The 23184-nt window shown below is 68.6% G+C and carries 25 protein-coding genes; 11 read left to right on the top strand and 14 right to left on the bottom strand.

The window, feature by feature from the left end:
• Positions 1-7: 7 nt before the first annotated feature.
• Genes FB547_RS01645 through FB547_RS01635 form a run of 3 tightly spaced genes read right to left on the bottom strand, consistent with a single transcriptional unit; the run spans position 8 to position 1694 of the window.
• The gene (locus FB547_RS01645; protein WP_145739084.1) at positions 8-196 is read right to left on the bottom strand and encodes a sporulation protein; all 189 of its coding nucleotides are present in this window, start codon (positions 194-196) and stop codon (positions 8-10) included.
• Between the two features lie 11 nt (positions 197-207).
• Positions 208-1035 (bottom strand): biotin--[acetyl-CoA-carboxylase] ligase, encoded by an 828-nt coding sequence (locus FB547_RS01640; protein WP_145739082.1) that lies wholly within the window; start codon positions 1033-1035, stop codon positions 208-210.
• A gap of 2 nt (positions 1036-1037) precedes the next feature.
• A complete protein-coding gene (locus FB547_RS01635) occupies positions 1038-1694 on the bottom strand; it encodes an SET domain-containing protein (protein ID WP_145739081.1) in 657 nt (218 codons plus the stop codon).
• A 183-nt stretch (positions 1695-1877) separates the two neighbouring features.
• On the opposite strand from FB547_RS01635, the gene FB547_RS01630 reads away from it, so the two are divergent.
• Positions 1878-4826: a DNA topoisomerase III gene (locus FB547_RS01630; protein ID WP_145739079.1), complete on the top strand. Its 2949-nt coding sequence runs from the start codon at positions 1878-1880 to the stop codon at positions 4824-4826.
• Positions 4823-5818 carry a tripartite tricarboxylate transporter substrate binding protein gene (locus FB547_RS01625; RefSeq protein ID WP_145739078.1) on the top strand — a complete coding sequence of 332 codons (996 nt, stop codon included), beginning with the start codon at positions 4823-4825 and terminating at the stop codon, positions 5816-5818. The genes FB547_RS01630 and FB547_RS01625 overlap by 4 nt, the downstream gene beginning before the upstream one ends.
• 18 nt (positions 5819-5836) lie before the next feature.
• Here the strand turns inward: FB547_RS01625 and FB547_RS01620 are convergent, their stop codons facing one another.
• Positions 5837-6763: a LysR substrate-binding domain-containing protein gene (locus tag FB547_RS01620; RefSeq protein ID WP_145739076.1), complete on the bottom strand. Its 927-nt coding sequence runs from the start codon at positions 6761-6763 to the stop codon at positions 5837-5839.
• Positions 6764-6875: 112 nt separating this feature from the next.
• On the opposite strand from FB547_RS01620, the gene FB547_RS01615 reads away from it, so the two are divergent.
• From FB547_RS01615 to FB547_RS01605, 3 genes are all read left to right on the top strand, one after another.
• Positions 6876-7841, top strand: a complete 966-nt coding sequence (locus tag FB547_RS01615) for a tripartite tricarboxylate transporter substrate binding protein BugE (protein ID WP_145739074.1) — start codon at positions 6876-6878, stop codon at positions 7839-7841.
• 14 nt (positions 7842-7855) lie between these two features.
• On the top strand, positions 7856-8728 hold the full coding sequence (locus FB547_RS01610) for an N-formylglutamate amidohydrolase (protein WP_145739072.1): 873 nt from the start codon (positions 7856-7858) through the stop codon (positions 8726-8728).
• A 97-nt stretch (positions 8729-8825) separates the two neighbouring features.
• On the top strand, positions 8826-9008 hold the full coding sequence (locus FB547_RS01605) for a hypothetical protein (protein WP_145739070.1): 183 nt from the start codon (positions 8826-8828) through the stop codon (positions 9006-9008).
• A gap of 12 nt (positions 9009-9020) precedes the next feature.
• Here the strand turns inward: FB547_RS01605 and FB547_RS01600 are convergent, their stop codons facing one another.
• Complete coding sequence (locus FB547_RS01600; RefSeq protein ID WP_145739068.1) at positions 9021-9908, bottom strand: gamma-glutamyl-gamma-aminobutyrate hydrolase family protein; 888 nt, start codon at positions 9906-9908, stop codon at positions 9021-9023.
• A gap of 128 nt (positions 9909-10036) precedes the next feature.
• Between FB547_RS01600 and FB547_RS01595 the strand changes: the two genes are divergently transcribed.
• The 6 genes from FB547_RS01595 to FB547_RS01575 all read left to right on the top strand — a co-directional run bounded on the left by FB547_RS01595 (position 10037) and on the right by FB547_RS01575 (position 14265).
• Complete coding sequence (locus tag FB547_RS01595; RefSeq protein WP_145739066.1) at positions 10037-11092, top strand: sugar phosphate isomerase/epimerase family protein; 1056 nt, start codon at positions 10037-10039, stop codon at positions 11090-11092.
• 387 nt (positions 11093-11479) lie between these two features.
• Positions 11480-11740 carry a hypothetical protein gene (locus tag FB547_RS01590; protein ID WP_015867949.1) on the top strand — a complete coding sequence of 87 codons (261 nt, stop codon included), beginning with the start codon at positions 11480-11482 and terminating at the stop codon, positions 11738-11740.
• A gap of 61 nt (positions 11741-11801) precedes the next feature.
• Positions 11802-12074: a translation initiation factor IF-1 gene (gene infA / locus FB547_RS01585; RefSeq protein WP_015867950.1), complete on the top strand. Its 273-nt coding sequence runs from the start codon at positions 11802-11804 to the stop codon at positions 12072-12074.
• Between the two features lie 89 nt (positions 12075-12163).
• Positions 12164-13594, top strand: coding sequence for an ATP-dependent RNA helicase DbpA (dbpA, locus tag FB547_RS01580; protein WP_145739064.1), 1431 nt, complete (start codon positions 12164-12166; stop codon positions 13592-13594).
• Positions 13595-13693: 99 nt separating this feature from the next.
• On the top strand, positions 13694-13864 hold the full coding sequence (locus tag FB547_RS33250) for a hypothetical protein (RefSeq protein ID WP_164547821.1): 171 nt from the start codon (positions 13694-13696) through the stop codon (positions 13862-13864).
• Between the two features lie 86 nt (positions 13865-13950).
• A complete protein-coding gene (locus FB547_RS01575) occupies positions 13951-14265 on the top strand; it encodes a hypothetical protein (protein ID WP_145739062.1) in 315 nt (104 codons plus the stop codon).
• A gap of 19 nt (positions 14266-14284) precedes the next feature.
• Here FB547_RS01575 and FB547_RS01570 read toward each other — a convergent pair whose 3' ends face one another.
• From FB547_RS01570 to FB547_RS01530, 9 genes are all read right to left on the bottom strand, one after another.
• Complete coding sequence (locus FB547_RS01570; protein ID WP_145739060.1) at positions 14285-15208, bottom strand: fatty acid desaturase family protein; 924 nt, start codon at positions 15206-15208, stop codon at positions 14285-14287.
• 86 nt (positions 15209-15294) lie between these two features.
• Positions 15295-15963, bottom strand: coding sequence for a GntR family transcriptional regulator (locus FB547_RS01565; protein ID WP_145739058.1), 669 nt, complete (start codon positions 15961-15963; stop codon positions 15295-15297).
• 29 nt (positions 15964-15992) lie between these two features.
• Complete coding sequence (locus FB547_RS01560) at positions 15993-17285, bottom strand: FAD/NAD(P)-binding oxidoreductase (protein WP_145739056.1); 1293 nt, start codon at positions 17283-17285, stop codon at positions 15993-15995.
• Positions 17282-17530 (bottom strand): (2Fe-2S)-binding protein, encoded by a 249-nt coding sequence (locus tag FB547_RS01555; protein WP_145739054.1) that lies wholly within the window; start codon positions 17528-17530, stop codon positions 17282-17284. The genes FB547_RS01560 and FB547_RS01555 overlap by 4 nt, the downstream gene beginning before the upstream one ends.
• The gene (locus FB547_RS01550) at positions 17527-18657 is read right to left on the bottom strand and encodes an NAD(P)/FAD-dependent oxidoreductase (RefSeq protein WP_145739052.1); all 1131 of its coding nucleotides are present in this window, start codon (positions 18655-18657) and stop codon (positions 17527-17529) included. The genes FB547_RS01555 and FB547_RS01550 overlap by 4 nt, the downstream gene beginning before the upstream one ends.
• A gap of 11 nt (positions 18658-18668) precedes the next feature.
• Positions 18669-19607 (bottom strand): 4-hydroxyproline epimerase, encoded by a 939-nt coding sequence (locus tag FB547_RS01545; RefSeq protein ID WP_145739050.1) that lies wholly within the window; start codon positions 19605-19607, stop codon positions 18669-18671.
• Between the two features lie 14 nt (positions 19608-19621).
• Positions 19622-20764 (bottom strand): branched-chain amino acid ABC transporter substrate-binding protein, encoded by a 1143-nt coding sequence (locus FB547_RS01540; protein ID WP_145739049.1) that lies wholly within the window; start codon positions 20762-20764, stop codon positions 19622-19624.
• A 37-nt stretch (positions 20765-20801) separates the two neighbouring features.
• On the bottom strand, positions 20802-21716 hold the full coding sequence (locus tag FB547_RS01535) for a dihydrodipicolinate synthase family protein (RefSeq protein ID WP_145739047.1): 915 nt from the start codon (positions 21714-21716) through the stop codon (positions 20802-20804).
• Positions 21717-22162: 446 nt separating this feature from the next.
• The gene (locus FB547_RS01530) at positions 22163-23155 is read right to left on the bottom strand and encodes a tripartite tricarboxylate transporter substrate-binding protein (protein WP_145740524.1); all 993 of its coding nucleotides are present in this window, start codon (positions 23153-23155) and stop codon (positions 22163-22165) included.
• Positions 23156-23184: the final 29 nt, after the last annotated feature.

Raw genomic sequence — 23184 nt, 5'->3', positions numbered from 1 at the left:
GGGTTCGTCAGGGCGCGCCCTTGGCGTCCTTGCGGATCTGGAGCCACTCGGGATGCACCTGGCGCGCGAGGCGCTGCGGTTCGCGCTCGTTGAAGCCCGCGGGCGCCAGGCCGAAGCCGGCCAGGTCGCCGCGCGACCACAGCCAGTAGCCCAGATTGGCGGCAAGCAGGGCAATCAGCAGCAGGCGCAGCTTCATGGTGGCCGGCCTCAGAACGCCATGCCGCTCGGGCGCACGCTGACTTCGTCGCTCGAGACCAGCTGCAGCCCGCCGGTGGTGCGCACCTGGAGCTCGCCGCCCCAGGCCACGCCCTCGCACAGGCCGAAGCTGCCGTCGCTGAGCTGGACTTCGCGCCCGCGCAAGGCGTCGCGCGCGGCAAAGCGTTCGGCAAACGGCCCGAAGCCCTGTGCCTCGAAGGCCTGCACGCTGTGCACCAGCGGCGCGGCCAGTTCGGCCAGCACCTGGGGCGCGGTGGCATCGGGGCGCCACTGGCGCAGCCAGGCCGGCGGGGTGCGCATGCCATCGCCCTCGCGCGGGCCGATGTTGATGCCGATGCCGATCACCAGGTAGCGCGGCGGGGCCGGCGCGTCGGCGCGGCCCGCATGCGGCATGGCGGTTTCGATCAGGATGCCGGCCAGCTTGCGGTCCTCCACCCACAGGTCGTTGGGCCACTTGAGCGCGACCTTGGCCGCGCCCGTGGGATCGAGGCTTTCCGCCACGCTCACGCCCACGGCCAGCGAGAGGCCGGCCCAGTCGCGCGGTGCGAGCGGCAGGCCCAGCGAGAAGGTGAGGGAGGCGGCGCCTTGTTCCTCGCTCTGCTGCGCGCTCTGCCAGGGGCGGCCGAGCCGGCCGCGCCCCGCGGTCTGGCGCTCGGCCACCAGCAGCACCGGCGGGGTGCGGCCGGCGCGCGCGCGGCGCATGAGCTCGGTGTTGGTCGAATCGATCTCGGCCACGGCCTCGACCGCGAAGCCGGGCAGGAGCGGCGCCACCGCCGCGGCGATCCGGTCTTCGAACCAGGCGGCCTGGGTACCCATCATGCTCAGCCCTTGCCGGCTCCGTCGTCCTTTTTGGACTTCTTTTTTTCCGGTTTCTTTTCGGCCTTGTTCTCCGCCTTTTTCCCGGCCTTTTTTTCGGCTTTCTTGTCCGCCTTTTTGGCTTCTTTTTTCTCGGCCTTTTTCTTGTCGGCCTTCTTCCTGGCCTTTTTCTTCTTTTTCTTTTCTTCGTCTTCGTCCTTGGGCGTCAGCAGCGTGCCGCGGCAATTCTCGGAGCCGCACCAGCAGGGAAACTCGGACAGCAGCTTCGGCGTGTAGGGCTCGTCGATGATCAGGCCGTAGTCGTAGTTGAGTTCTTCTCCTGCAGCAATGTTGCGCAGCGCCTTGATATAAACGCGCCCATTGATCTCGTCGGCCTCGCAGTTCGGATCGCACGAATGGTTGATCCAGCGCGCATCGTTGCCCTTGACGTTGCCGTCGATCACGCGTCCGTCGTCGATGTGGAAGTAGAAGGTGTGGTTCGGCTGGGCCGGGTCGTGCGGGTGGCGGCGCAGCGCCTCCTTCCAGCTGATGACTTCGCCCTTGTATTCGATCAGCGTCTCGCCCTCGGCCAGGTCGTCCACGGCGAACACGCCGTTGCCGTGGACATCCGAGCGCCGCATCTGGATGCGGCGGCCGGCGAATTGTGGGGATTTGGAAGGCATCGCCGAAGTCTGTTAGGTTGAATATGCACACATGCGCGTGTGCGCGTGCGCACACGCGGGAAGCCGCAGATTGTATGTGGCCCCCACGCTCCCGCACTGCGTGTCGTCGCTGCCCCCCGAGGGGGCCGCAGGCCGCCTTGAGGCGGCTCGGCGCCGGCCAGAGAACACTTTTAGGAATTGTTGATGAAGACCTTGGTAATCGCAGAAAAGCCGTCGGTGGCACAGGACATCGTCCGCGCCCTCACGCCGGTGGCCGGCAAGTTCGACAAGCATGACGAGCATTTCGAGAACGACAGCTATGTCGTGACCAGCGCCGTCGGCCACTTGGTCGAGATCCAGGCGCCCGAGGAGTTCGACGTCAAGCGGGGCAAGTGGAGCTTCGCGAACCTGCCGGTGATTCCGCCGCACTTCGACCTGAAGCCGGTCGACAAGACGAAGACGCGCCTGAACGCCGTGGTCAAGCAGGCCAAGCGCAAGGACGTGACGCAGCTCATCAACGCCTGCGACGCGGGGCGCGAGGGGGAGCTGATCTTCCGCCTGATCGAGCAGTACGCGGGCGGCAAGACCGGCCTGAACAAGCCGGTCAAGCGCCTGTGGCTGCAGTCGATGACGCCGCAGGCCATCCGCGACGGCTTCGAGGCGCTGCGCACCGAAAAGCAGATGCAGGGCCTGGCCGACGCCGCGCGCTCGCGCTCCGAGGCCGACTGGCTGGTGGGCATCAACGGCACGCGCGCCATGACGGCCTTCAACTCGCGCGACGGCGGCTTCTTCCTGACGACGGTGGGCCGCGTGCAGACGCCCACGCTGTCGGTGGTGGTCGAGCGCGAGGAGAAGATCCGCAAGTTCGTGAGCCGCGACTACTGGGAAATCCACGGCGTGTTCCAGGCCGAGGCCGGCCAGTACCCGGGCAAGTGGTTCGACGCCAGCTTCAAGAAGCCGCCGCCGGGCCCCGACGGCACGGCCGACGCCGAGATCCGCGCCGACCGCGTGTGGAGCGAGCGCGAGGCGCGCGAGATCGCCGATGCGGCGCGCGGCAAGCCCGCCACCGTCACCGAGGAAAGCAAGCCCACCACCCAGGCCTCGCCGATGCTGTTCGACCTGACCTCGCTGCAGCGCGAGGCCAACGGCCGCTTCGGCTTCTCGGCCAAGACCACGCTGGCGCTGGCGCAGAGCCTGTATGAGCGCCACAAGGCACTGACCTATCCGCGGACCGACTCGCGCGCGCTGCCCGAGGACTACCTGCCGGTGGTGAAGGACACCATGAAGATGCTCGCCGACAGCGGCATGAAGCACCTCGCCCCCTTCGCGCAGCAGGCGGTCGACGGCAGCTACGTGAAGCCGAACAAGCGCATCTTCGACAACGCCAAGGTGTCGGACCACTTCGCCATCATTCCCACGCTGCAGGCGCCGAGCGGCCTGTCCGAGGCCGAGCAGAAACTCTACGACTTCGTGGTGCGCCGCTTCATGTCGGTGTTCTTCCCGAGCGCCGAGTTCCAGGTGACCACCCGCATCAGCACGGTGGAAACGGGCGGCAAGAAGTATCCCTTCCGCAGCGACGGAAAGGTGCTGGTCAAGCCGGGCTGGCTCGCGATCTGGGGCAAGGAAGCCATCAACGACGACGACGAGAAGGACGGCAAGAACCTGGTGGTGGTGAAGCCGGGCGAGACGGTGAAGACCGAATCGGCCGACCTGAAGGCGCTGAAGACCCGGCCGCCGGCGCGCTATTCGGAAGCCACGCTGCTGGGCGCCATGGAAGGCGCCGGCAAGACCATCGACGACGACGAGCTGCGCGAGGCCATGCAGGAAAAGGGCCTGGGCACGCCAGCCACGCGCGCGGCCACCATCGAAGGCCTGATCACCGAGAAATACATGCTGCGCGAAGGCCGCGAGCTGATCCCGACGGCCAAGGCCTTCCAGCTCATGACGCTGCTGCGCGGCCTGGGCGTGGAGGAACTCTCCAAGGCCGAGCTCACGGGCGAGTGGGAATACAAGCTCGCGCAGATGGAGAAGGGCGCGCTGAGCCGCGACGCCTTCATGCGCGAGATCGCCGAAATGACGCAGCACATCGTCAAGAAGGCCAAGGAATACGACCGCGACACCGTGCCGGGCGACTACGCCACGCTGTCGACGCCATGCCCCAACTGCGGCGGCGTGGTGAAGGAGAACTACCGCCGCTATGCCTGCACCGGCAAGTCCGGCACCGGCGAAGACGCCTGCGGCTTCTCGTTCGGCAAGTCGCCGGCCGGGCGCACCTTCGAGGTGGCCGAGGCCGAGGCACTGCTGGCCGACAAGCACATCGGCCCGCTCGAGGGCTTCCGCTCCAAGGCGGGCTGGCCCTTCACCTCCGAGATCATCCTGAAGTTCGACGAAGAGGCGAAGAACTGGAAGCTGGAGTTCGACTTCGGCGACGACAAGAACGCCGACACCGGCGAGATCGTCGATTTCAGCGAGCAGGACACGGTGGGCCCGTGCCCGATCTGCGGGGCGCCGGTGTTCGAGCACGGCAGCAACTACGTCTGCGAGAAGTCGGTGCCCACCACCGCGCAGCCGACGCCGAGCTGCACCTTCAAGACTGGCAAGATCATCCTGCAGCAGCCGGTGGAGCGCGCGCAGATGGAAAAGCTGCTCGCCACCGGCAAGACCGACCTGCTCGACAAGTTCGTGAGCATGCGCACGCGCCGCGCCTTCAAGGCCTTCCTGACCTGGAACGCCGAGGAGGGCAAGGTGACCTTCGAATTCGCGCCGCGCGAAGGCGGCAGCAAGTTCCCGCCGCGCAAGACCTTCGGCAAGGCCGCGCCCGCGGGCAAGACGGCGGCGGCCAAGAAGGTGGCGGCGAAGAAGACGCCCGCCGCCAAGAAGGCGCCGGCAGCGAAGAAAGCCGCGGCGCCGCGCAAGCCCGGTGCGGGTCTGAAGCCCAGCGACTCGCTGGCCGCGGTGATCGGCGCGGAACCGGTGGCGCGCACCGAGGTCATCAAGAAGCTCTGGGACTACATCAAGGCCAACGGCCTGCAGGACGCGGCCAACAAGCGCGCGATCAATGCCGACGCCAAGCTCAAGCCGGTGTTCGGCAAGGACCAGGTGACGATGTTCGAGCTCGCGGGCATCGTGGGCAAGCACCTGTCGGCGCCATGAGGGCGGGGCGCAGGCATTTCGCCACCGGCCTGGCGGCCGGCGCGGCGGTGTTGCTTGCCGGCGCGGCCGGCCGCGCGCAGGCCGCGGCCTGGCCCGAGCGGCCCGTGAAACTGGTGGTGCCGTTCCCGCCCGGGCAGGCCACCGACATCTTCGCGCGTGCACTGGCCGAGCAGCTCGGCAAGCGGCTGGGCCAGCCGGTGATCGTGGACAACAAGGCCGGCGCCGGCAGCAACATCGGCACCGAGTTCGTGGTGCGCTCGCCGGCCGATGGCTACACGCTGGTGGTGGCGGGCAGCGCGATGGCGGTGAACCAGACGCTCTACGCCAAGCCGGGCTTCGACCCGCGCAAGGACCTCGTGGGCATCTCGCTCATCGCCACGGTGCCGCTGGTCTTCCTGGCCACGCCCGAAAGCGGCATCCGCAGCATGGCCGACCTGGCCGCGCGCGCCAAGGCCGAGCCCGGCCGGCTCAGCTACGCGAGCGCCGGCATCGGCGGCACGCAGCACCTGTCGGGCGAGATGTTCAAGTCGGCCGCGCGCGTCTTCATCACCCACATTCCGTACCGCGGCAGCGGGCCGGCGCAGTCGGACTTCCTGGGCAACCAGATTCCGCTGATGGTCGACTCGGTGACGGCCGCGCTGCCGCACATCAAGTCGGGCAGGGCGGTGGCGCTGGCAGTGACCTCGGCCCAGCGCTCCTCGCAGTTGCCCGAGGTGCCCACCGTGCGCGAAAGCGGCGTGGCCGGCACCAAGGACTTCGAGGCTGTCGGTTGGCTCGGCCTGATGGCGCCGCGCGGCACGCCGCCCGAGATCACGGCGCGGCTGAACCAGGAAGTGACCGACATCCTCAAGAGCGAGCAGATGGCGCGCTTCATCCGCGACCGCGGCTCCGAGCCCGCGCCCACCACGGGCGCCGAGTTCGACCGCTTCGTGGCGAACGAGATCCAGCGCTGGGGCGGCGCGGTGAAAGCCTCGGGCGCCAAGCCCGAGTAGCGGCCCGCGGCGCGGAGCTCAGGGCAGGGCGGGCGGCGCCGGCTCCGCGGCGCGGTCGACTTCGGCCAGCAGCCAGCGGCGGAAGTGGTCGAGCGTGGCCAGCTGGCCGCGGCCCTCGGGGTAGCAGAACCAGTAGCCCTGGTCGCCGCGGTAGCCGCCGCCCGGCAGCGGCTCGTCCACCAGCCCCGAGGCGATCTCGTCCTGCACCAGGCAGCGCGGCACCAGCGCCACGCCCATCCCCACCATCACCGCGCGGATCATGGTCTGGAACTGGTCGAACTGCGGTCCGGCGAGCGGATCGAGCCCGCGCACGCCATGCGCCTCGCTCCACTGCAGCCACGATTGCGGCACCGTGACGTGGCGCAGCAGGGTGCAGCGCGCCAGGTCCTGCGGCGTGCGGATGGCGGCTTCGGCCAGCTCCGCGCGCGGCGCGATCAGCGCCACGTCCCGCCCCGCCAGGTAGTGCGAGCGCGCGCCGGGCCAGTGGCCGTCGCCGAACAGGATCGCGCAATCGAGCTCGGGCCGCTCGAAGTCGTAGCCATGCACGAAGGGCACGAAATGCAGCGTGATCTGGGGATGCAGGCGCTGGAACTCGGGCAGGCGCGGAATCAGCCACTTGGCGCCGAAGGTGGGCAGGGTCGACAGGTGCAGCGCGCCGCCGCCGTCGCCGCTGGTGATGAACTCCAGCGTGGCCGCCTCCAGCTGCACGAGCACGGCGCGCACGGCCTTCTCGTAGCGCTCGCCCGCGGGCGTGAGCGCGAGGCGCTTGCGGCTGCGCTCGAACAGCGGCACGCCGATCCAGCGCTCCAGCTCCTGCACCTGCTTGCTGACCGCGCCCTGCGTCAGGTGCAGCGCCTCGGCGGCGCGCGAGACACCGCCGAAGCGCACCACGGTGGAAAAGGCGCGCAGCAGGTTCAGCGGCGGATTGAGGCGGCGGAGCGACATGGCTGGATGCCCATTAAAACATTCCAAATCAGAATGTTAGCTGGTCTATCCTTTGCTTCAAGTAGCGGAGCAACTTTTGCTTCATTACTTTCGTCTCATTGGAGAAACCCCCATGCAACGTCGCCATCTTCTTTCCGCCCTGGCCGCAGTTTCTGTCGCTCCTGGAATATCCTTTGCCCAGCAAGGCAAGCCGATCCGCATGATCGTGCCCTTCCCGCCCGGTGGCGCCACCGACATCACGGCGCGCGTGCTGTCAGAGCCGCTGGCCAAGATCCTCCAGCAGCCCGTGGTCATCGACAACCGCGCCGGCGCCGGCGGCTCCATCGGCATGGCCGAGGTGGCCCGCTCCGCGCCGGACGGCCTCTCGTTCGGCGTGGCCACGCTCTCCACGCACGGCGTGAACCCGGCCGTGTACCAGAAGCTGCCCTACGACCCGGTCAAGGGCTTCGTCGCCGTGACCGAACTGGTGAAGGCGCCGGGCGTGGTCGTCATCAACCCGCGCGTGCTGCCGGTGCAGAGCTTCGCGGAACTCGTGAAGTACCTGAAGGCGAATCCGGGCAAGGTGTCGTACGCCTCGCCGGGCAACGGCACCATCGGCCACATGTGGGGCGAACTCTTCAAGAGCAGCACCGGAACCTCGATGGTGCACATCCCCTACCGCGGTGCGGGCCCGGCCATCAACGACGTGCTCGCGGGCGAGGTGCCGGTGTATTTCGACCAGGTGGCTTCTTCGCTGCCGCACGTGAAGGCGGGCAAGCTGAAGGCGCTGGCCGTGTCCTGGAGCGGCCGGCTCGACGTGCTGCCCGAGGTGCCGACCTACCGCGAGCTCGGCTATCCGGCCAACAACGATCCGTCGTGGTTCGGACTGGTGGCGCCCGCCGGCACGCCGGCCGACATCGCGCTGCGCATGCAGCAGGCCGTGGCCACGGCGCTCAAGGACGCCACGGTGCGCGAGCGGCTGGCGCTGCAGGGGCTCTATGCGTCGGGCACCACGCCGGCCGAGTTCGCGAAGCAGATCGACAGCGAGATCGAGAAGATGAAGAAGGTCGCGGCCTTTGCCCGCATCCGATTGGACTGACCTGGTACCTGCCTATGCATCCTGTCCTGAAACTGATCCAAACCCGCGCCCAGGTGACCAGCGTTGCCGGGCACACGCCGCTGGTGCTCGATTCGCCGCACAGCGGCACCGTCTACCCCGAGGACTTCCGGCCCGCCTGCGACCTGGCCACGCTGCGGCGGGCCGAGGACACGCACGTTGAAAAGCTCTACGCCTTTGCGCCCGCCATGGGCGCGGCGTGGATCGAGGCGCACTTTCCGCGCAGCTACCTGGACGCCAACCGCGACACCACCGAGCTGGACACCGCGCTGCTCGACGGCCCCTGGACTGAGCCCCTGTCGACCGACCCGCGTGTGCTTGCCAAGGTGCGGCTCGGCAAGGGCCTGATCTGGAAGCTCACCGACGAGGGCCTGCCGATCTACGACCGGCTGCTCGGCGTGGACGAGGTGCGCGCGCGCATCGACAACTGCTGGCGGCCCTACCACGCCGCAGTGGCCGAGGCCATCGACGCGGCGCATGCGCGGCACGGCTACAGCATCCACATCAACTGCCACTCGATGCCGGCGGTGGCGGGCAGCCACGCCACCGATTTTCCGGGGCTCGTGCATGCGGACTTCGTGATCGGCGACCGCGACGGCAGCACCGCTGACCCGGCGCTGTCGCAAAGCATCTGCGAGCACCTGCGCGCGCGCGGCTACAGCGTGGACTACAACCATCCCTACAAGGGCGTGGAACTGGTGCGCCGCCATGGCCGGCCGGCCGGGCAGCGGCACAGCATCCAGGTGGAGGTCAACCGCAGGCTCTACATGGACGAGGCCACGCTGGCGCTCGACGAGGCCGGTGCGGCGCGGCTGCGGCAGGACCTGCAGTCGATGGTGGCGATGCTGCTGGCCACCGATCCGCGCTGATCGACAACAACCCTGCCGCCGGCGCGTGTGTTGTTGCAGGGCCCGGGAAGCGCCGGCCTATAGTGGCCGCAAGTCCCACCCTTGCCTGGAGTTTTCCGTGAAGCCATTCATTGCAGCTGTTCTTGCCATCGCGATGGGCGCCCTGGCGGCGGGCTGCGCCGGCACGGGGCCGGCCGGCGGCAGCGACCGCGCCGCCACGTCGTCCGGCAGCGGGGTGACGGTGTTCGGCACCATCGACGCTGGCGTCAGCGGCAGCACGAACCGTTCCGAGCGGCGCTAACCGGCCGGCGCGTCAGCGCCGCAGCAGCGCCTGGCGCAGCACCCGCGCCGCGCGGTCGCGGATCCGGCCGTGCCCTGCATCGGGCACGGTGCGCGGCGCCACCTTCGCGGTGGCGCAGGCCCACAGGAAGTCGTGCAGGATCGGCGTGTCGTCCACCGTCTCGGTGCTGCCGTATTTGTGGAACTCGGGGTGCCACTGCGTGGCGGCGATGTAGCTGCGGCCCCTGTCGGAACGGCGGCGGATGGCCTCGGGCACGCGGTCGGGCAGGCTCCAGGCCTCGATCTCGAAGCCCGGCGCGAGGTCTTTCACGCCCTGGTGGTGGATGCTGTTGACTTTGGCGGTCTTCACCTCGGGGTAGAGCTTGGCCAGTCGCGTGCCCTCCACGATCTCGATCTGGTGGAAGTTCTGGTCGTAGGTCACCGGATCGCGGTGACGGATGGTTTCGGGGTGCTCGTGCTGCGCCTCGATGTCCTGGTAGAGCGTGCCGCCGAAGGCCACGTTGATCAGCTGCAGCCCGCGGCAGACGCCGAAGATCGGCTTGCCGGCCTGTTCGAAGGCCTCGACCAGCGCCAGGTCGTACAGGTCGCGGATGCGGTCGCCCACCCAGGCATCCTTGAGCGGCTCCTCGCCGTAGCTGCCGGGCCAGACGTCGGCGCCGCCGTGCATCACCACGCCGTCGAGCCATTCTGCGTAGTGCGAGAGCTTGGTGTCGCCGCGCGCGGTTTCGCCCGTGGGGCAGGGCACCATCACCACCATGGCGCCGGCCGACATGAGCCAGTGCGCGATGGACTGCTCGACGTACTGCAGCGTCTTGTTGGTGAAGAGCGAACGCGCCGGATCGGCATGGGAAAAGCAGGCGGACAAGCCTATCTTCAGCCGGGCGGAAACTGGTTGCGGCATCGCGGGACGAGCAGGGCGTGCTGTGCGGAAAGGAAAGTCCATTGTGGCGCTTTGGCCTCTCGCACGGGGTCGGACGACACGCCAAAGTATGCTTTCAACGCCGCCACGACCAAGAAGGAAGACAAGCCATGAAAACGATCAAGGGCCCGGCCATATTCCTGGCCCAGTTCGCCGGGGACCAAGCCCCGTTCAATTCGCTCGACGCCATTGCCGGCTGGGCGGCCGGGCTGGGCTACAAGGGCGTGCAGATCCCGAGCTGGGACGCGCGCCTGTTCGACTTGAAGAAGGCCGCCGAGAGCAGGACCTACTGCGACGAAATCAAGGGCACGCTGGCCGCGCACGGCCTCGAGATCACCGAGCTGTCGACCCACCTGCAGGGCCAGCTGGTCGCGGTGCACCCGGCCTACGACGCGGGCTTCGACGGTTTCGCGGCGCCCGAGGTGCGCGGCGATCCGGTGCGGCGCCAGCAATGGGCGGTGGAGCAATTGCACCTCGCGGCCAGGGCCTCGGCCAACCTGGGGCTCACGGCACACGCCACCTTCTCGGGCGCGCTGGCCTGGCCGTACCTGTATTCGTGGCCGCCGCGCCCGCCGGGACTCATCGAGGAGGCCTTCGACGAGCTCGCGCGCCGCTGGCGCCCGATCCTCGATGCCTTCGACGCGGCGGGCGTGGACGTGGGCTACGAGATCCACCCCGGCGAAGACCTGCACGACGGCGTGAGCTACGAGATGTTTTTGGAGCGCGTGGACAACCACCCGCGCGCCTGCCTCTTGTACGACCCGAGCCACTTCATGCTGCAGCAGCTCGACTATCTGGCCTACATCGACCACTACCACGAGCGCATCAAGATCTTCCACGTGAAGGACGCCGAGTTCAACCCGACCGGCAAGCAGGGCGTGTACGGCGGCTTCCAGAGCTGGATCAACCGGGCGGGGCGCTTCCGCTCGCTGGGCGACGGGCAGGTGAATTTCAAGGCCATCTTCTCGAAGATGGCGCAGTACGACTTCCCGGGCTGGGCGGTGCTCGAGTGGGAATGCTGCATCAAGCACCCCGAGGACGGCGCACGCGAGGGCGCGGCCTTCATTGCCGACCACATCATCCGCGTGGCCGACCGGGCCTTCGACGATTTTGCGGCGGGCGGCGTGGACGTGGCGGCCAACAAGCGGATGCTCGGGATCGGCTGAGGCGCCTTGTTGCTATATTTTTAATAGCACCAGACGCTCGGCCGGCGGGCATTTGATGCCTGATTCATCGATACGTTGTTTTTAAGGCAAGCAACTGTCATGCCCCGCGGGCTATAATGCCGGGTTCGTTTCGATACCACGACGAAGCACTTTTCGTCATCCGCCGGCTGACCTGCACCGTCCCTTGGATTTTTCAGGCCTCTTTTCCTCAAGCCGGCTTCACAGTGTGTTGGAGCGCCAGACCGGGCGCCCATGATTGCCACCACTGCCTTCGTTCTTGTTGAAGCGAATAGCGCGTCCGCCGCGCCATTCCGGCCGGCCCACGCCCGTTTTCAATTATTTTTTCGGCATCCCGCGCACACTTTCCGCGCAGGGTGCCAAGGCTTCATGGACATCATTCAACACAGTATCGCGGTGGGCAAGTACCTTGTTTCCCCGCTCATTCGCCACCAGGACGACGGCAATTTCGCCGCGTCCGTCTCGATCCGCTCCGGCCGGGGCAGCGGCATGCACGACCGCGTGATGCGTTTCACGCCGCGCTTTGCCAGCCACGCCGCCGCGGCACGCTATGCCGTCGCCCAGGGCCTCGGCTGGGTGCGCGAACGCCACCCCCGCAGCGCACCGCTGGCCTTGCCGTGCGCGGGCTGAAACAATTACGCCCATCTTCATCTCCAACACACATCGAACGAGAATTCAGAGGTAATCACACATGCCCAAGGAAGAACTGATCGAAATGAACGGCGCAGTGACCGAAGTCCTGCCCGACTCGCGCTACCGCGTGACGCTCGACAACGGCCACCAGCTGATCGCCTACAGCGGCGGCAAGATGCGCAAGCACCACATCCGCATCCTGGCGGGTGACAAGGTGTCGCTCGAACTCTCGCCCTACGACCTGACCAAGGGTCGCATCACCTTCCGCCACCTGGAGCGTCGCGGCCCGCCGCCGACCAACTCCGGCAACAACAACGCACCTCGCCGCTGATCCGCGACGGACGAAGGGCCTTGCAAGCGCCCCGCGGCGGGCGCTTGGCAAGGCCTTTGTTTTTGTTGCGGCCGTCCGGCTGCAAAACGATGACCACACCCTCTTCCACCGCCGGCGGCCCCCAGGCCGAGAACGGTTTTGCCGCGCTGGCGCTTTCGCCCCAGATGCTGGCCAACCTCACGCAGCTGGGCTACACGCAGATGACGGCGATCCAGGCGGCCGCGCTGCCGCCGGCGCTGCTCGGCAAGGACCTGATCGCGCAGGCCAAGACCGGCAGCGGCAAGACGGCCGCCTTTGCGCTGGCGCTGCTCTCCAACCTGAACCCGCGCCGCTTCGCCATCCAGGCGATGGTGCTGTGCCCGACGCGCGAACTGGCCGACCAGGTCACGACCGAAATCCGCCGCCTGGCGCGTGCGGAAGAGAACATCAAGGTGGTCACGCTCTGCGGCGGCGTCGCGCTGCGCGGGCAGATTGCCAGCCTGGAGCACGGCGCGCACATCGTGGTGGGCACGCCGGGCCGCATCATGGACCACCTGGAGCGCGAGAACCTGAACCTCGAGGCGCTCAACACGCTGGTGCTCGACGAGGCCGACCGCATGCTCGACATGGGCTTCTTCGACGACATCGTGAAGGTGGCGCGCCAGTGCCCCAAGGAGCGCCAGACGCTGCTGTTCTCGGCCACCTACCCCGAAGGCATCGCCAAGCTCGCGCAGCAGTTCATGAAGAGCCCCGAGCAGATCACGGTGCAGGCGCAGCATGAAGGCAGCAAGATCCGCCAGCGCTGGTACCAGGTGAAGGAAAGCGAACGGCTGCATGCCGTGAGCCTGCTGCTCGACCATTTCCGCCCCGTCAGCACGCTGGCCTTCTGCAACACCAAGCAGCAGTGCCGCGACCTCGTCGAGGTGCTGCAGGCCCAGGGCTTCAGCGCACTGGCGCTGTTCGGCGAGCTGGAGCAGCGCGAGCGCGACCAGGTGCTGGTGCAGTTTGCCAACCGCAGCTGCTCGGTGCTGGTGGCGACCGACGTGGCGGCGCGCGGGCTGGACATTGCGCAGCTCGAGGCCGTGATCAACGTCGACGTGACGCCGGACGCCGAAATCCACATCCACCGCATCGGACGCACCGGCCGCGTGGGCCAGCAGGGCGGCGCCGAGGGCCTTGCGCTGAACCTGGCGAGCATGGACGAGATGGGCAGCGTCGGCAAGATCGAGCAGCTGCAGGGCCGCGAATCCGAATGGCACCCGCTGGCCGAGCTCACGCCGGCCCAGGGCGCGCCGCTCGCGCCGCCCATGGCCACCTTGCAGATCGTGGGCGGGCGCAAGGAGAAGATCCGCGCCGGCGACGTGCTGGGCGCGCTCACCGGCGACTGCGGCTACGCCAAGGACCAGGTCGGCAAGATCAACGTCAACGAGTTCTCGACCTATGTGGCCGTGGAGCGCGGCATTGCGGCCGAAGCGGCACGCAAGCTCTCGAGCGGCCGCGTGAAGGGCAAGAGCGTGAAGGTGCGCCTGCTGGAGCTCTGAAAGTCACCCCGCCGTGCCGGTTGCTTCGGCTTCCGGCAGGCAAAATCCCCGCTGTGGCCTAATTGAGCCTCGAACATCACTTTTTTACCCGAGCTTTTCATGCCCAAGAAAATTCGTACCGAAGCCGACCGCGTTGCCACCCCGAAGCCGACGCCCCTGCCCGGCTACGCCCTGCCCAAGTCCGGTGGCGGCCAGAAGGTCAGCCTGGAACGCGGCACCGCCACGCGCAGCAAGAAGAACCCCGGCAAGCGCGCCAAGAAGGGCGGCTGATCCAGCCCCCGGAGGCTCGCAAGAGCCGCGACGAACGCGCCCCCGGGCGCGTTTTGTCATTGGGGCAGCCACAAATCCAATCCGCGATGTCCGACGACAACCAGATCTTCATCCCGCCCTCGTTCTTCGCGGTCTACAGCGATGCGCGCCAGCGCCTGTCGGAGCCGATCGGCGTGGTGCGCGAGCGCTACGAGATATGCGAGGACCTGGCCAGCCACCTCGTGGGCCACGCGCAGATCCAGCACCACACCGAGGTGCCGGTCGAGAGCGAGATCCTGCGGCGCATCCATGCCGGGCTCACGGCGCCCGAAGCCGGCGTGTCGGCGGCCGAGGCCGGCTGGATCGTGCAGCGGCTGGCCGAGCTGCTGGGCTGGCCCGGACCCGAGCTGGCCGCGGACTGAAGCAGCGGCCGGGCGCCCGTCAGGCGGGCGCGGCGCGCTTGAGCAGGCTCAGGTAGCCCGGCTGCACTTCCATGCGCGCGGTGGCGCCGCGCCGCTGCAGCAGGCGGTGCGCCTTCGGCAGGCTCCAGCAGGGCAGGCTGGTGAACATGTGGTGCTCGCAGTGGTAGTTGACCCAGTAGGGCGCCACCAGCGCGCGCTCCAGCCAGCCGGCGTGCGTGGTGCGCGCCTGGCGCAGCGGATCGGCCTCGTTCTGCGCCACCAGCGCATGTTCGGCGATGTTGCGCACGCGGCTCACGAGCGGCAGCCAGGTGGCCATCGGCAGCAGCCACATCAGGAGCCAGGCCCACCCATGCCCGGCCAGCGCGAAGGCCAGCAGGCCGAGGCCGTTGCCGGCGAGGAAGCGGCGGTCTTTCGCCAGCTCGCGCCCGAAGGCCTTCAGCGCCGATTCGCCGGGTGCGCGGTGCCGGATGCCTTCGGCGATGTGGCCGAAGCGCTGCTTGTAGAAGGTCTGGCCGCTCAGGTCGCGCACGGCCTTGCGCCACATCGAATCGCGCGTGATCGGGAAGGGCGTGGACAGCACCAGGTCCGGGTCTTCGGTCTGCTGCACGAAGCGGTGGTGCTGCAGGTGGTAGGGCCGGTAGTCGCGCAGCGTGGAGGAGCACAGCCAGTAACCCACCCAGTCGTTGACCCTGCGGCTGCGGTGCAGGCCTGCATGCGCGGCATCATGCATGAGGATGAAGAGACCGAGCTGCCGCGCGCCGACGATCGGCACCATGAGCGGCACGGTCCACGGCCACTCGATGCCCGCGAGCATCGCGGCGCCGATGACGCCCCAGCAGTGCGCCACCAGGCACAGGCCCTTCCATGAAGAGCGGGCGGTGAGCGACTGCCACTCCTCGGTGCTGAAGAAGTCCTCGGGTTGGGCGCGGGGTGCGACGGCCATCGGGCCAGTATGCGCCGATGGCCACGCCGCGGCACGCGGAATTCCCCGGGCTTGCCGCCTGGCGGACGCGCCCGCAAACCGGGGCCTCAGTTGTCGATCACCTTGCGGGCGAACAGCTCGAGGTAGTCCATCAGGCGGTTGGCGCCCGCGACGGCCGCGGCCTCGTCGCCGGTTGCGATGCCCTGCGCGAGCTCGAGGTGCGCATTGGCGCCTTCCACGATCTCGCCTTCATGCTGGTAGGCGTACCAGAAGCGGCGGCACTGCACGATGACCGGAATCACGGCCTTCACCGCCGAATCGTTGTGGCTCGCCTGGTGGTTGACGAGGTCGAGCGCGCGGTCGGCCTGCATGTAGTCGTTCAGGTCGCCGCGATGGGCGGCCTTCACCATCAGCTCGGCACAGCGCACGATCTCCTTGCGCTGCAGCGCGGTGGCGCGGCGCGCCGAGCAGGCCGCAATCAGCCGTTCGAGCACGCGCCGGGTCTGGATCACGTCGAGGTGGTCGGCCAGGTCGATGGTCGACACCAGCAGGCCGCGGCGCGGCTGCTGCACGATGAGGCCGATGGACACCATGCGCATCAGCGCCTCGCGCACCGGGGTGCGGCCCAGGCCGGTGCGCTCGGCGAGGTCGGCTTCGACGATCTGGCTGCCGGGCTCCAGCTGCAGCGTGGACAGCAGCGTCTCGATCGCGTCATAGGCGAGGTCGGCAGCCCGTCGCTTGGGCTGGGGGCGGGGCACGGTCTTCGTGGCGGACATTGTTTTCTTTTGCTGCAGCTGCTTCGGGCTCATTGTCGGTCCACATCCTCATGGCCCGCGAGGCCGGCCAGCGTTGCGATGCGCGCCGGCGAGAGCGGCGGCCGCGGCGCGGGCGGCGTCCAGCCGAACAGGAACTGCGCCGCATCGCCGCACACGCGCCCCTGGCAGGCACCCATGCCGCAGCGGCGATGGAGCTTGGCGTCGATCCAGCCGCTGCAATCCGCCAATGCGGAGAAGGGTACGTCTTCGCAGCGGCATACGAGGGTGCCGGGCTGCGGCATCTGCCTGATGGCGGGGCCGAGGGCGAAGCTTCGGTGCAGCCGCGCCGCAAAGGCATTCCAGCGGGCGCGCTCAGCTTCGTGCGGCTTCGCCGCGCGCTCGCTCCCGACCGCCGCATGGCCGGCGATGGTGCCCTGGACCAGCGCGCGCTCGCTGCCGCCGAAACCGGTGCATTCGCCGGCCGCGTAGATGCCGGGCAGGCTGGTCGCTTGCAACGCATCGACAGCCAGCGCCTGTGCCCCGGCATCCGTGGGCGCGAGGGTGCAGCCCAGCATCCGGCCGAGCTGCGTGTTGGGCACGAGGCCGAAGCCGCAGGCGATGCGGTCGCAGGCGATCTCCACCTCGCGGTCGCCCTGGAGAAGCCGGACCGACTCGACCCGCGCCCCGCCGTGCGCCGAAACGATGCGCGATGAGGTGCGGTACTGCCCATCGGCCAACGTCACCGCCTGCATCGCCTTGCCCGGCCAGCGCAGCAGGCTGGCTGCAAAGCCCGCGACCGCCGCGAACGAGGCCTGCTCGGCAACGCGCACGACCTTGGCGCCCGCCGCGCGTGCGGAGGCCGCGGCGGCCAGCAGCAGAGGCCCGCTGCCCGCGATCACGATGCGTTCGCCTTCGACCGGCAGGCCCGCCTTGATGAGCGCCTGCAATCCCCCCGCGCCCGTGACGCCGGGCAGCGTCCAGCCCGGGAAGGGCAGCAGCAGCTCGCGCGCGCCGGTGCAGAGGATCAGTTTGTTCCACTGCATGCGCCAGCCGCGTTCGGCGTCTTCGAGCAGCAGTTCGTTGCGCGCAGGCGCCGCCACGACGCGCGTGCCGCTGCACACGCGGATGTTGGCATGGCGTTCGAGCGCATCGCGCCAGGTGCGCGCAGCCACGGGCAGCGATGCGCCGGGGCCGTCGCGCCAGATCTGCCCGCCGGGCGCGGGGTTGTCGTCGATCACGGCGATCGATGCGCCGCTCGGCGCAGCGGCCACCGCCGCGGCCATGCCGGCGGGGCCTGCGCCGACGATCAGCAGGTCGCAGTGCTCCAGCGCCAGAGCGGTCATTCCGAGGTCTCCACGCGCATGCCTTCGGCGCAGACCGCCTGGCAGGCGAGCCTGCGCCGGCCGTCGATCAGCACGCGGCATTCCTGGCACACGCCCATGCCGCAGAAAGGCGCGCGCGGCTGGCCCGTGACGGAGGTGCGCGCCACGCCCATGCCGCCGGCCACGCGCAGCGCCGCGGCGACCGAGCTGCCCGCCTTCACGCGGACGGGTTGGCCGTCGATGTGCAGCAGGGTCTGGCCGCTCACTGGTGCACCCTTGGCGCTGCGCTCATGCGCTCCTCCAGCAGGCCGCGCGGTGCATAGGGCGCCGCGTCGAACCCGGGCCCGGCGCCGGTCATCAGCGCTGCGAGCAGGTGCGCGCTGCCCGGCGCGGTGGTCACGCCCAGGCCTTCGTGGCCGACCGCGAGCCAGAGCTTCTCGCGCCACGGGTGCTTGCCCAGCAGCGGCAGCCCGTCGGGCGTGGCGGCGCGCATGCCGGTCCAGGAGCGGACCGCGTTGAGGTCCGCGAGCCCCGGCAGGTAGCCGATTGCGCGCTGCAGCATGCGCGCGAGCATCGGCGCTTCGACGGCCGGATCGGTGGTGCCGAACTGGCGCGAGGAGCCGATCAGCAGCTGGCCCGTGGGCCGCGGCTGCACGTTGAAGGCGACCGAATCGCCGTCGCTGTGGTGCGCGCTGGTCACATAGCCGAGTTCGACGAGCTGGTGGTGCACCGTGCCAGGGTAGCGGTCGGTGATCAACAGGTGGCCCTTCTTGGGACGGATCGGGAGTTCGGGGCACAGCGCCGTCGCTTCGATGCCGTTGGCCAGCACGACCTGCGGCGCGGTGCGGCGGCTGCCGTCGGCAAGCTGCAGCGTGCCGTCGTCTTCAATCGCATCGACCTGCGCGTGCTCGACGCGGATCGAAGCGCCGCCCTGCGCGAGCAGCCAGCGCGCCGCGTTCGGCGCATAGAGGATGCCGTCGCCGGGCACTTCGAGCGCGCCAGCGAGGCCTTGGCGCAGCGCGGGCTCGGCGCGTGCGAGCGCAGGCGCATCGAGCAGGCGGCTGTCGATGCCGTGTGCATGCAGCCGCTGCCGCTTGCGCTCGGCCTCGGCCATTTCTTCTTCGTTGGCTGCGATCCAGAGCGTGCCGCAGGCGCTGTACGCGCAGTCTTCGCCCATGCGCGGCACCAGGGCGCGCCACTGCGCGATCGAATGGCGGCTCAACGCAAGTTCGGCCGGGTTGTCGTCCATCACCACGAGGTGGCCCATGCCCGCGCCGGTGGCGCCACCGATGCGCGCGTCGAGCACCAGCACGCGGCGGCCGGCCTGCGCCAGCGCATGCGCGCAGGCGGCACCGACGATGCCGGCGCCGATGACGATCACATCCGAATCCATGCCGGCCGGCGCTAGAGCCGGATTCCCCACCCGAAAGGATCGTTGCCGTCGATCAGCAGCGTCGCTTCGGCGCTGATGTGGGCGCGCCCGCGCAGCGTCGGAATGACCCTGCCGCCATCTTCCAACGCGTAGCTGGCCTCGAAGCGGCTGCCGATCACGCTGGCCTGCGTCCACACTTCGCCCGGCGCGAGCTTGCCGTCGGCCGCGAGGCAGGCGATCTTGGCGCTGGTGCCGGTGCCGCAGGGCGAGCGGTCGTAGGCATTGCCGGGGCACAGCACGAAGTTGCGGCTGTCGGCGCCTTCGTCGTCGGCGGCGAAGAGCTCGATGTGATCGATCTCCGCGCCGTCGGCGCCCCTGATGCCCTGCGCCGCGAGCGCGCGGCGCAGGGCCGCGGCGTAGCCGGTCAGCGCGTCGAGGTTGTCGCTGGCCACGCGCTGGCCGTGCTCGCTCACCAGGAAGAACCAGTTGCCGCCCCAGGCCACGTCGCCGCGCACCGTGCCATGGCCGGGCAGTTCCACCGCCGCCTGGCGCAGATGCCGGTACGCGGGCACGTTGCGCACGCTGACCGAACCATCGGCATGCAGCGTGGCCGTGACGGTGCCCACGGGCGTCTCGATGCGGTGCTGGCCGGCGCCGATGCGCCCCATGTGCGCGAGGCTCGCGACCAGGCCGATGGTGCCGTGGCCGCACATGCCCAGGTAGCCGGTGTTGTTGAAGAAGATCACGCCGGCCGCGGCGTCTTTCGACACGGGCTCGCACAGCAGCGCGCCCACCACCACATCGCTGCCGCGTGGCTCGAGCACGGTGGCCGCGCGCCATTTGTCGTGCCGGTCGGCCAGCAGCGCGCGGCGCTCGGCCATGGAGCCGCCGCCCAGGTCGGGAAACCCGCCGATGACCAGGCGCGTGGGCTCGCCGCCCGTGTGAGAGTCGATGATCTGGATGCGCTGCATGCGGCGGCGTCCGTTCAGTAGCTGGCGATGGGCACCGGGGCCGCGTTCTTGAAGGTGAAGACGGTGATGGGCGCCTGCTTCATGTTGCCCTTGTCGTCGTAGCTGTAGGTGGCGGCCACGCCCTTGTAGGTGTCCTTGTAGAGCTGCGCGCCCACCTTGTCGGGATCGATCGAGTTGGCCTTTTTCATCGACTCGCCGATGAAGAGCACCTGGTCGTAGTAGGAGGCGGCATACGCATCGGGGTCCGCATTGAAGCGCTTCTTGAATTTCTCCTTGAAGGCCGGACCGGTCTGCGCCTTCTCGAGCATGGAGCCGCCCTGCGCGCAGAACACCAGGTCGTTGACCGCGTCGCCGCCGATCTTGCCGGTGGCGGGGCTGCAGACGGTGTCGCCGCCCAGCAGCTTGCCGGGCACGGCGAGCTGCTTCATCTGGCGCGCCATGGGGGCGGCCTGCGGCGCATAGCCGCCGAAGAAAATGGCCTCGGGCGCCTTGGCCTTCATGTTGGTGAGGATGGCGGTGAAGTCCACGGCCTTGTCGGTGGTGAACTCCTGGCCGACCACCGTGAGGCCCTGCTTCTTCGCTTCCTTGGTGAACTCTTCCGCCAGGCCCTGGCCGAAGGCGGTGCGGTCGTCGATCACGCCGACCTTCTTCACCTTCAGCTCCTTGGCCGCATACACGGCCATGCTGGAACCGATCTGGTTGTCGCTCGCGATGATGCGATAGAGGTTCTTGTAGCCGCCCTGCGTGACCTTCGGGTTGGTGCCCACGGTGGAGACCATGGTGCCGCCGTCGGCATAGATGCGCGAGGCAGGGATGGCCACGCCCGAGCAGTACGGGCCCATGACGTACTTGACGCCGTCGTCCACGAACTTCTGCGCCACGCTCACGCCGGTCTTGGCATCGCACTGGTCGTCTTCGGACACCAGTTCGAACTTCAGCGTCTTGCCGCCGACGACGAGTTTCTTCGCATTGAGCTCCTCGATGGCGAGGCGCACGCCGTTTTCATTGTCCTTGCCCGCGAAGGCATTGGGACCCGAGAGCGGCCCGCTGTGGCCGATCTTGACGACCTGCTCCTGCGCATTCGCCAGGCCAGGGATGGCAAGTGCCACGAGGCCGACGACGCCGAGAAGTGGAACCATGCTTGCTTTTGTCTTCATGCTTCTTCCTGGGTTGGAACAATGAAAAGAGCGGTTATTACATGACCGACCGGTACTGCGCTGGCCGCGTGGCCAGCGCCTTCTTCACGATGGCCTCGATGGCCGCGCGCTCATTGCCGATGAGCGGCAGCCGCGGGCGTCGCATGTGCTCGCTGCCCACGCCCACCAGCACGTCGATCAGCTTGAGGTTCTGCACCAGCTTGGTCGACACGTCCAGGTGCAGCATCGGCGTCATCCACTGGTAGAGCTTCAGCGCCTCGGCGAACTTGCCCGCCTTCATCAGGTCGTACAGCGCCACCGTCTCGCGCGGGAAGGCGCAGCCCACGCCTGCCAGCAGGCCGTCGCAGCCCAGCGCCAGGCCTTCGTAGGCCAGGTCGTCCACGCCCAGGAACAGCTGGTAGCGATCGCCCACCGTGTTGCGCAGATCCGTGATGCGGCGGATGTCGTCCGAGCTTTCCTTGATGGCCGCGATCCATTCGCAGTCCGCGAGCTCCAGCATGTGCTCGGGCTTCAGGTCCACCCGGTAGGCCACCGGGTTGTTGTAGACCATGATGGGTTTTTGCGCCGAATTGGCGATGGTGCGCACATTGAGCATGGCCTCGCGCGCGTCGGCCACGTAGATCACCGAGGGCATCACCATGAAGCCGGCCACGCCGAGCTTGTTGGCGCCGTCCACGTAGCGCAGCGCCTCGCGCGTGCTGGTTTCCGACACATTGGCCAGCACCGGGATGCGGCCGTCGGCCGCTTCCAGCGCGATCTTCGCCACCTGCAGCTTCTCTTCGAGCGTGAGCGTGCTGGCTTCGCCCAGCGAGCCGCAGGTCACGAGGCCGTGGATGCCGTTGCGGATCTGGAAGTCGATATGCCGCGCGGTGCCTTCGGCATCGATGCTTTCGTCGGCGTGGAACTTGGTGGTGATGGCGGGGAAGATGCCTTGCCAGCGGGGTTGGGTCACGTGAGCGCTCCTGGATGTGCGGTGGGGAAGGGTCCTACTTTAAATATATTAATGATATATCGTCAAGATATGTGTAGGGGACGCACTCTTTCGGAGTTAAGGGCTTCTGTGATATCGGGGCACAGACGGGACCTTCGGGGCGCGATCACGCCGACGGGGTACCTTGCTCCGCGAATGTCCCCCGGCCTGCGGCCTCCTCCTTTATTTCGCTGCGCAAGGCACCCCATCGGCGTGCTCGTGTTCAGAGCACGGGTTGATCAGCCGCGAACCAACAGCGTGCCCTGTGCACAGGGCATCGGGTGCTCCCCGCAGCGAAATAAAGGAGGAGGCCGCGGCCGGGGGACATTCGCGGAGGGGAGTACCCGGTGGCCTGTGCACGCGCCCCGAACAAGAGCGCCCCGAACAAGAGCGCCCCGAACAAGAGCGCCAAGAACAACAGCACAAGATCAGTCGATCTTCGCCCCCGAAGCCTTCACCACCGCGCCCATCGCATCCCAATCGGCACGCAGCAGCTTCTGGAACTCCTCGGCGCTTTGCGTGCGCGGCTCCACGCCCAGGCGCTTGAAGCGCTCCTGGATCGCCGGATCGGACAGCACCTTGTTGGTGGCCGCGTTGAGGCGCTCGACCTCGGCCTTGGGCGTGCCCGCCGGCGCGAGCAGGCCGATCCATGAATCGAAGGCGTAGCCCGGCAGGCCGCTCTCGACCACCGTCGGCAGGCTGGGCAGGAACGGGCTGCGCGCCTGGCCGGTGGAGGCGAGCAGCTTCATGCGCGGATCGGCCTGGAAACCCATCACGCCGATGCTCGACGAGATCACGGCCTGCACGCGGCCCGCGAGCACCTCGTTGACGGCCTCGCCGGTCGACTTGGTCGGGATGTGCGTCATCTGCAGCCCGGCCTTGGCGAGGAACGACGCCATCGCCAGGTGCGTGGCGCTGCCGTTGCCGGCCGAGGCGTAGTTGTACTTGCCCGGATTGGCCTTGACCTCCTTGATGAAGTCCGCCGTGTTCGACACGTTGAGCCCGCTCGAGACCGCCAGCGCGTAGCCCGCGTTGCCGATGTTGGCCACGCCGACGAAATCCTTCAGCGGGTCGTACGACAGCTTGCTGTACAGGAAGCCCGCGATGTTGTGGCTCGCGGCCGCGAGCACCAGCGTGTTGCCGTCCGGCGGCGCCTTGGCCACCGCCGCCGCGCCCACCGTGCCGCCCGCGCCCGCGCGGTTCTCGACGATGGCGCTGGCGTTGAGCGCCGCGCCCAGTTCGGCGTTGAAGGCGCGCGCCACCGTGTCCTGCACCGCGCCCGTGCCGAAGGGCACGACGATGTGGATCACGCGCTGCTGCGCGTGCACGGGCGCAAGGGCGCCGAGTGCCGCGGCGGCTGCAAGGGCAGCGAGCGAACGCCGGGTGAACAGGGTGGAGGTCATCGGGTTGGCCGCTTTCATCATCGTCGTTGCAGTGGAAAACTTCTTCG

It is taken from the genome of Variovorax beijingensis, from assembly GCF_007828835.1.
Classification (GTDB): domain Bacteria; phylum Pseudomonadota; class Gammaproteobacteria; order Burkholderiales; family Burkholderiaceae_C; genus Variovorax; species Variovorax beijingensis_A.
The sequence above is the reverse complement of the archived record's forward strand: the minus strand, read 5'-3'. Positions and strand labels throughout refer to the sequence as shown.

What these genes read in the sequence shown, in the direction of transcription:
- FB547_RS01645 (WP_145739084.1), bottom strand. Translation starts at nt 196, where the DNA reads ATGAAGCTGCGCCTGCTGCTGATTGCCCTGCTTGCCGCCAATCTGGGC.
- FB547_RS01640 (WP_145739082.1), bottom strand. Translation starts at nt 1,035, where the DNA reads ATGATGGGTACCCAGGCCGCCTGGTTCGAAGACCGGATCGCCGCGGCG.
- FB547_RS01635 (WP_145739081.1), bottom strand. Translation starts at nt 1,694, where the DNA reads ATGCCTTCCAAATCCCCACAATTCGCCGGCCGCCGCATCCAGATGCGG.
- FB547_RS01630 (WP_145739079.1), top strand. Translation starts at nt 1,878, where the DNA reads ATGAAGACCTTGGTAATCGCAGAAAAGCCGTCGGTGGCACAGGACATC.
- FB547_RS01625 (WP_145739078.1), top strand. Translation starts at nt 4,823, where the DNA reads ATGAGGGCGGGGCGCAGGCATTTCGCCACCGGCCTGGCGGCCGGCGCG.
- FB547_RS01620 (WP_145739076.1), bottom strand. Translation starts at nt 6,763, where the DNA reads ATGTCGCTCCGCCGCCTCAATCCGCCGCTGAACCTGCTGCGCGCCTTT.
- FB547_RS01615 (WP_145739074.1), top strand. Translation starts at nt 6,876, where the DNA reads ATGCAACGTCGCCATCTTCTTTCCGCCCTGGCCGCAGTTTCTGTCGCT.
- FB547_RS01610 (WP_145739072.1), top strand. Translation starts at nt 7,856, where the DNA reads ATGCATCCTGTCCTGAAACTGATCCAAACCCGCGCCCAGGTGACCAGC.
- FB547_RS01600 (WP_145739068.1), bottom strand. Translation starts at nt 9,908, where the DNA reads ATGCCGCAACCAGTTTCCGCCCGGCTGAAGATAGGCTTGTCCGCCTGC.
- FB547_RS01595 (WP_145739066.1), top strand. Translation starts at nt 10,037, where the DNA reads ATGAAAACGATCAAGGGCCCGGCCATATTCCTGGCCCAGTTCGCCGGG.
- FB547_RS01590 (WP_015867949.1), top strand. Translation starts at nt 11,480, where the DNA reads ATGGACATCATTCAACACAGTATCGCGGTGGGCAAGTACCTTGTTTCC.
- infA (WP_015867950.1), top strand. Translation starts at nt 11,802, where the DNA reads ATGCCCAAGGAAGAACTGATCGAAATGAACGGCGCAGTGACCGAAGTC.
- dbpA (WP_145739064.1), top strand. Translation starts at nt 12,164, where the DNA reads ATGACCACACCCTCTTCCACCGCCGGCGGCCCCCAGGCCGAGAACGGT.
- FB547_RS33250 (WP_164547821.1), top strand. Translation starts at nt 13,694, where the DNA reads ATGCCCAAGAAAATTCGTACCGAAGCCGACCGCGTTGCCACCCCGAAG.
- FB547_RS01575 (WP_145739062.1), top strand. Translation starts at nt 13,951, where the DNA reads ATGTCCGACGACAACCAGATCTTCATCCCGCCCTCGTTCTTCGCGGTC.
- FB547_RS01570 (WP_145739060.1), bottom strand. Translation starts at nt 15,208, where the DNA reads ATGGCCGTCGCACCCCGCGCCCAACCCGAGGACTTCTTCAGCACCGAG.
- FB547_RS01565 (WP_145739058.1), bottom strand. Translation starts at nt 15,963, where the DNA reads ATGTCCGCCACGAAGACCGTGCCCCGCCCCCAGCCCAAGCGACGGGCT.
- FB547_RS01560 (WP_145739056.1), bottom strand. Translation starts at nt 17,285, where the DNA reads ATGACCGCTCTGGCGCTGGAGCACTGCGACCTGCTGATCGTCGGCGCA.
- FB547_RS01550 (WP_145739052.1), bottom strand. Translation starts at nt 18,657, where the DNA reads ATGGATTCGGATGTGATCGTCATCGGCGCCGGCATCGTCGGTGCCGCC.
- FB547_RS01545 (WP_145739050.1), bottom strand. Translation starts at nt 19,607, where the DNA reads ATGCAGCGCATCCAGATCATCGACTCTCACACGGGCGGCGAGCCCACG.
- FB547_RS01540 (WP_145739049.1), bottom strand. Translation starts at nt 20,764, where the DNA reads ATGAAGACAAAAGCAAGCATGGTTCCACTTCTCGGCGTCGTCGGCCTC.
- FB547_RS01530 (WP_145740524.1), bottom strand. Translation starts at nt 23,155, where the DNA reads ATGAAAGCGGCCAACCCGATGACCTCCACCCTGTTCACCCGGCGTTCG.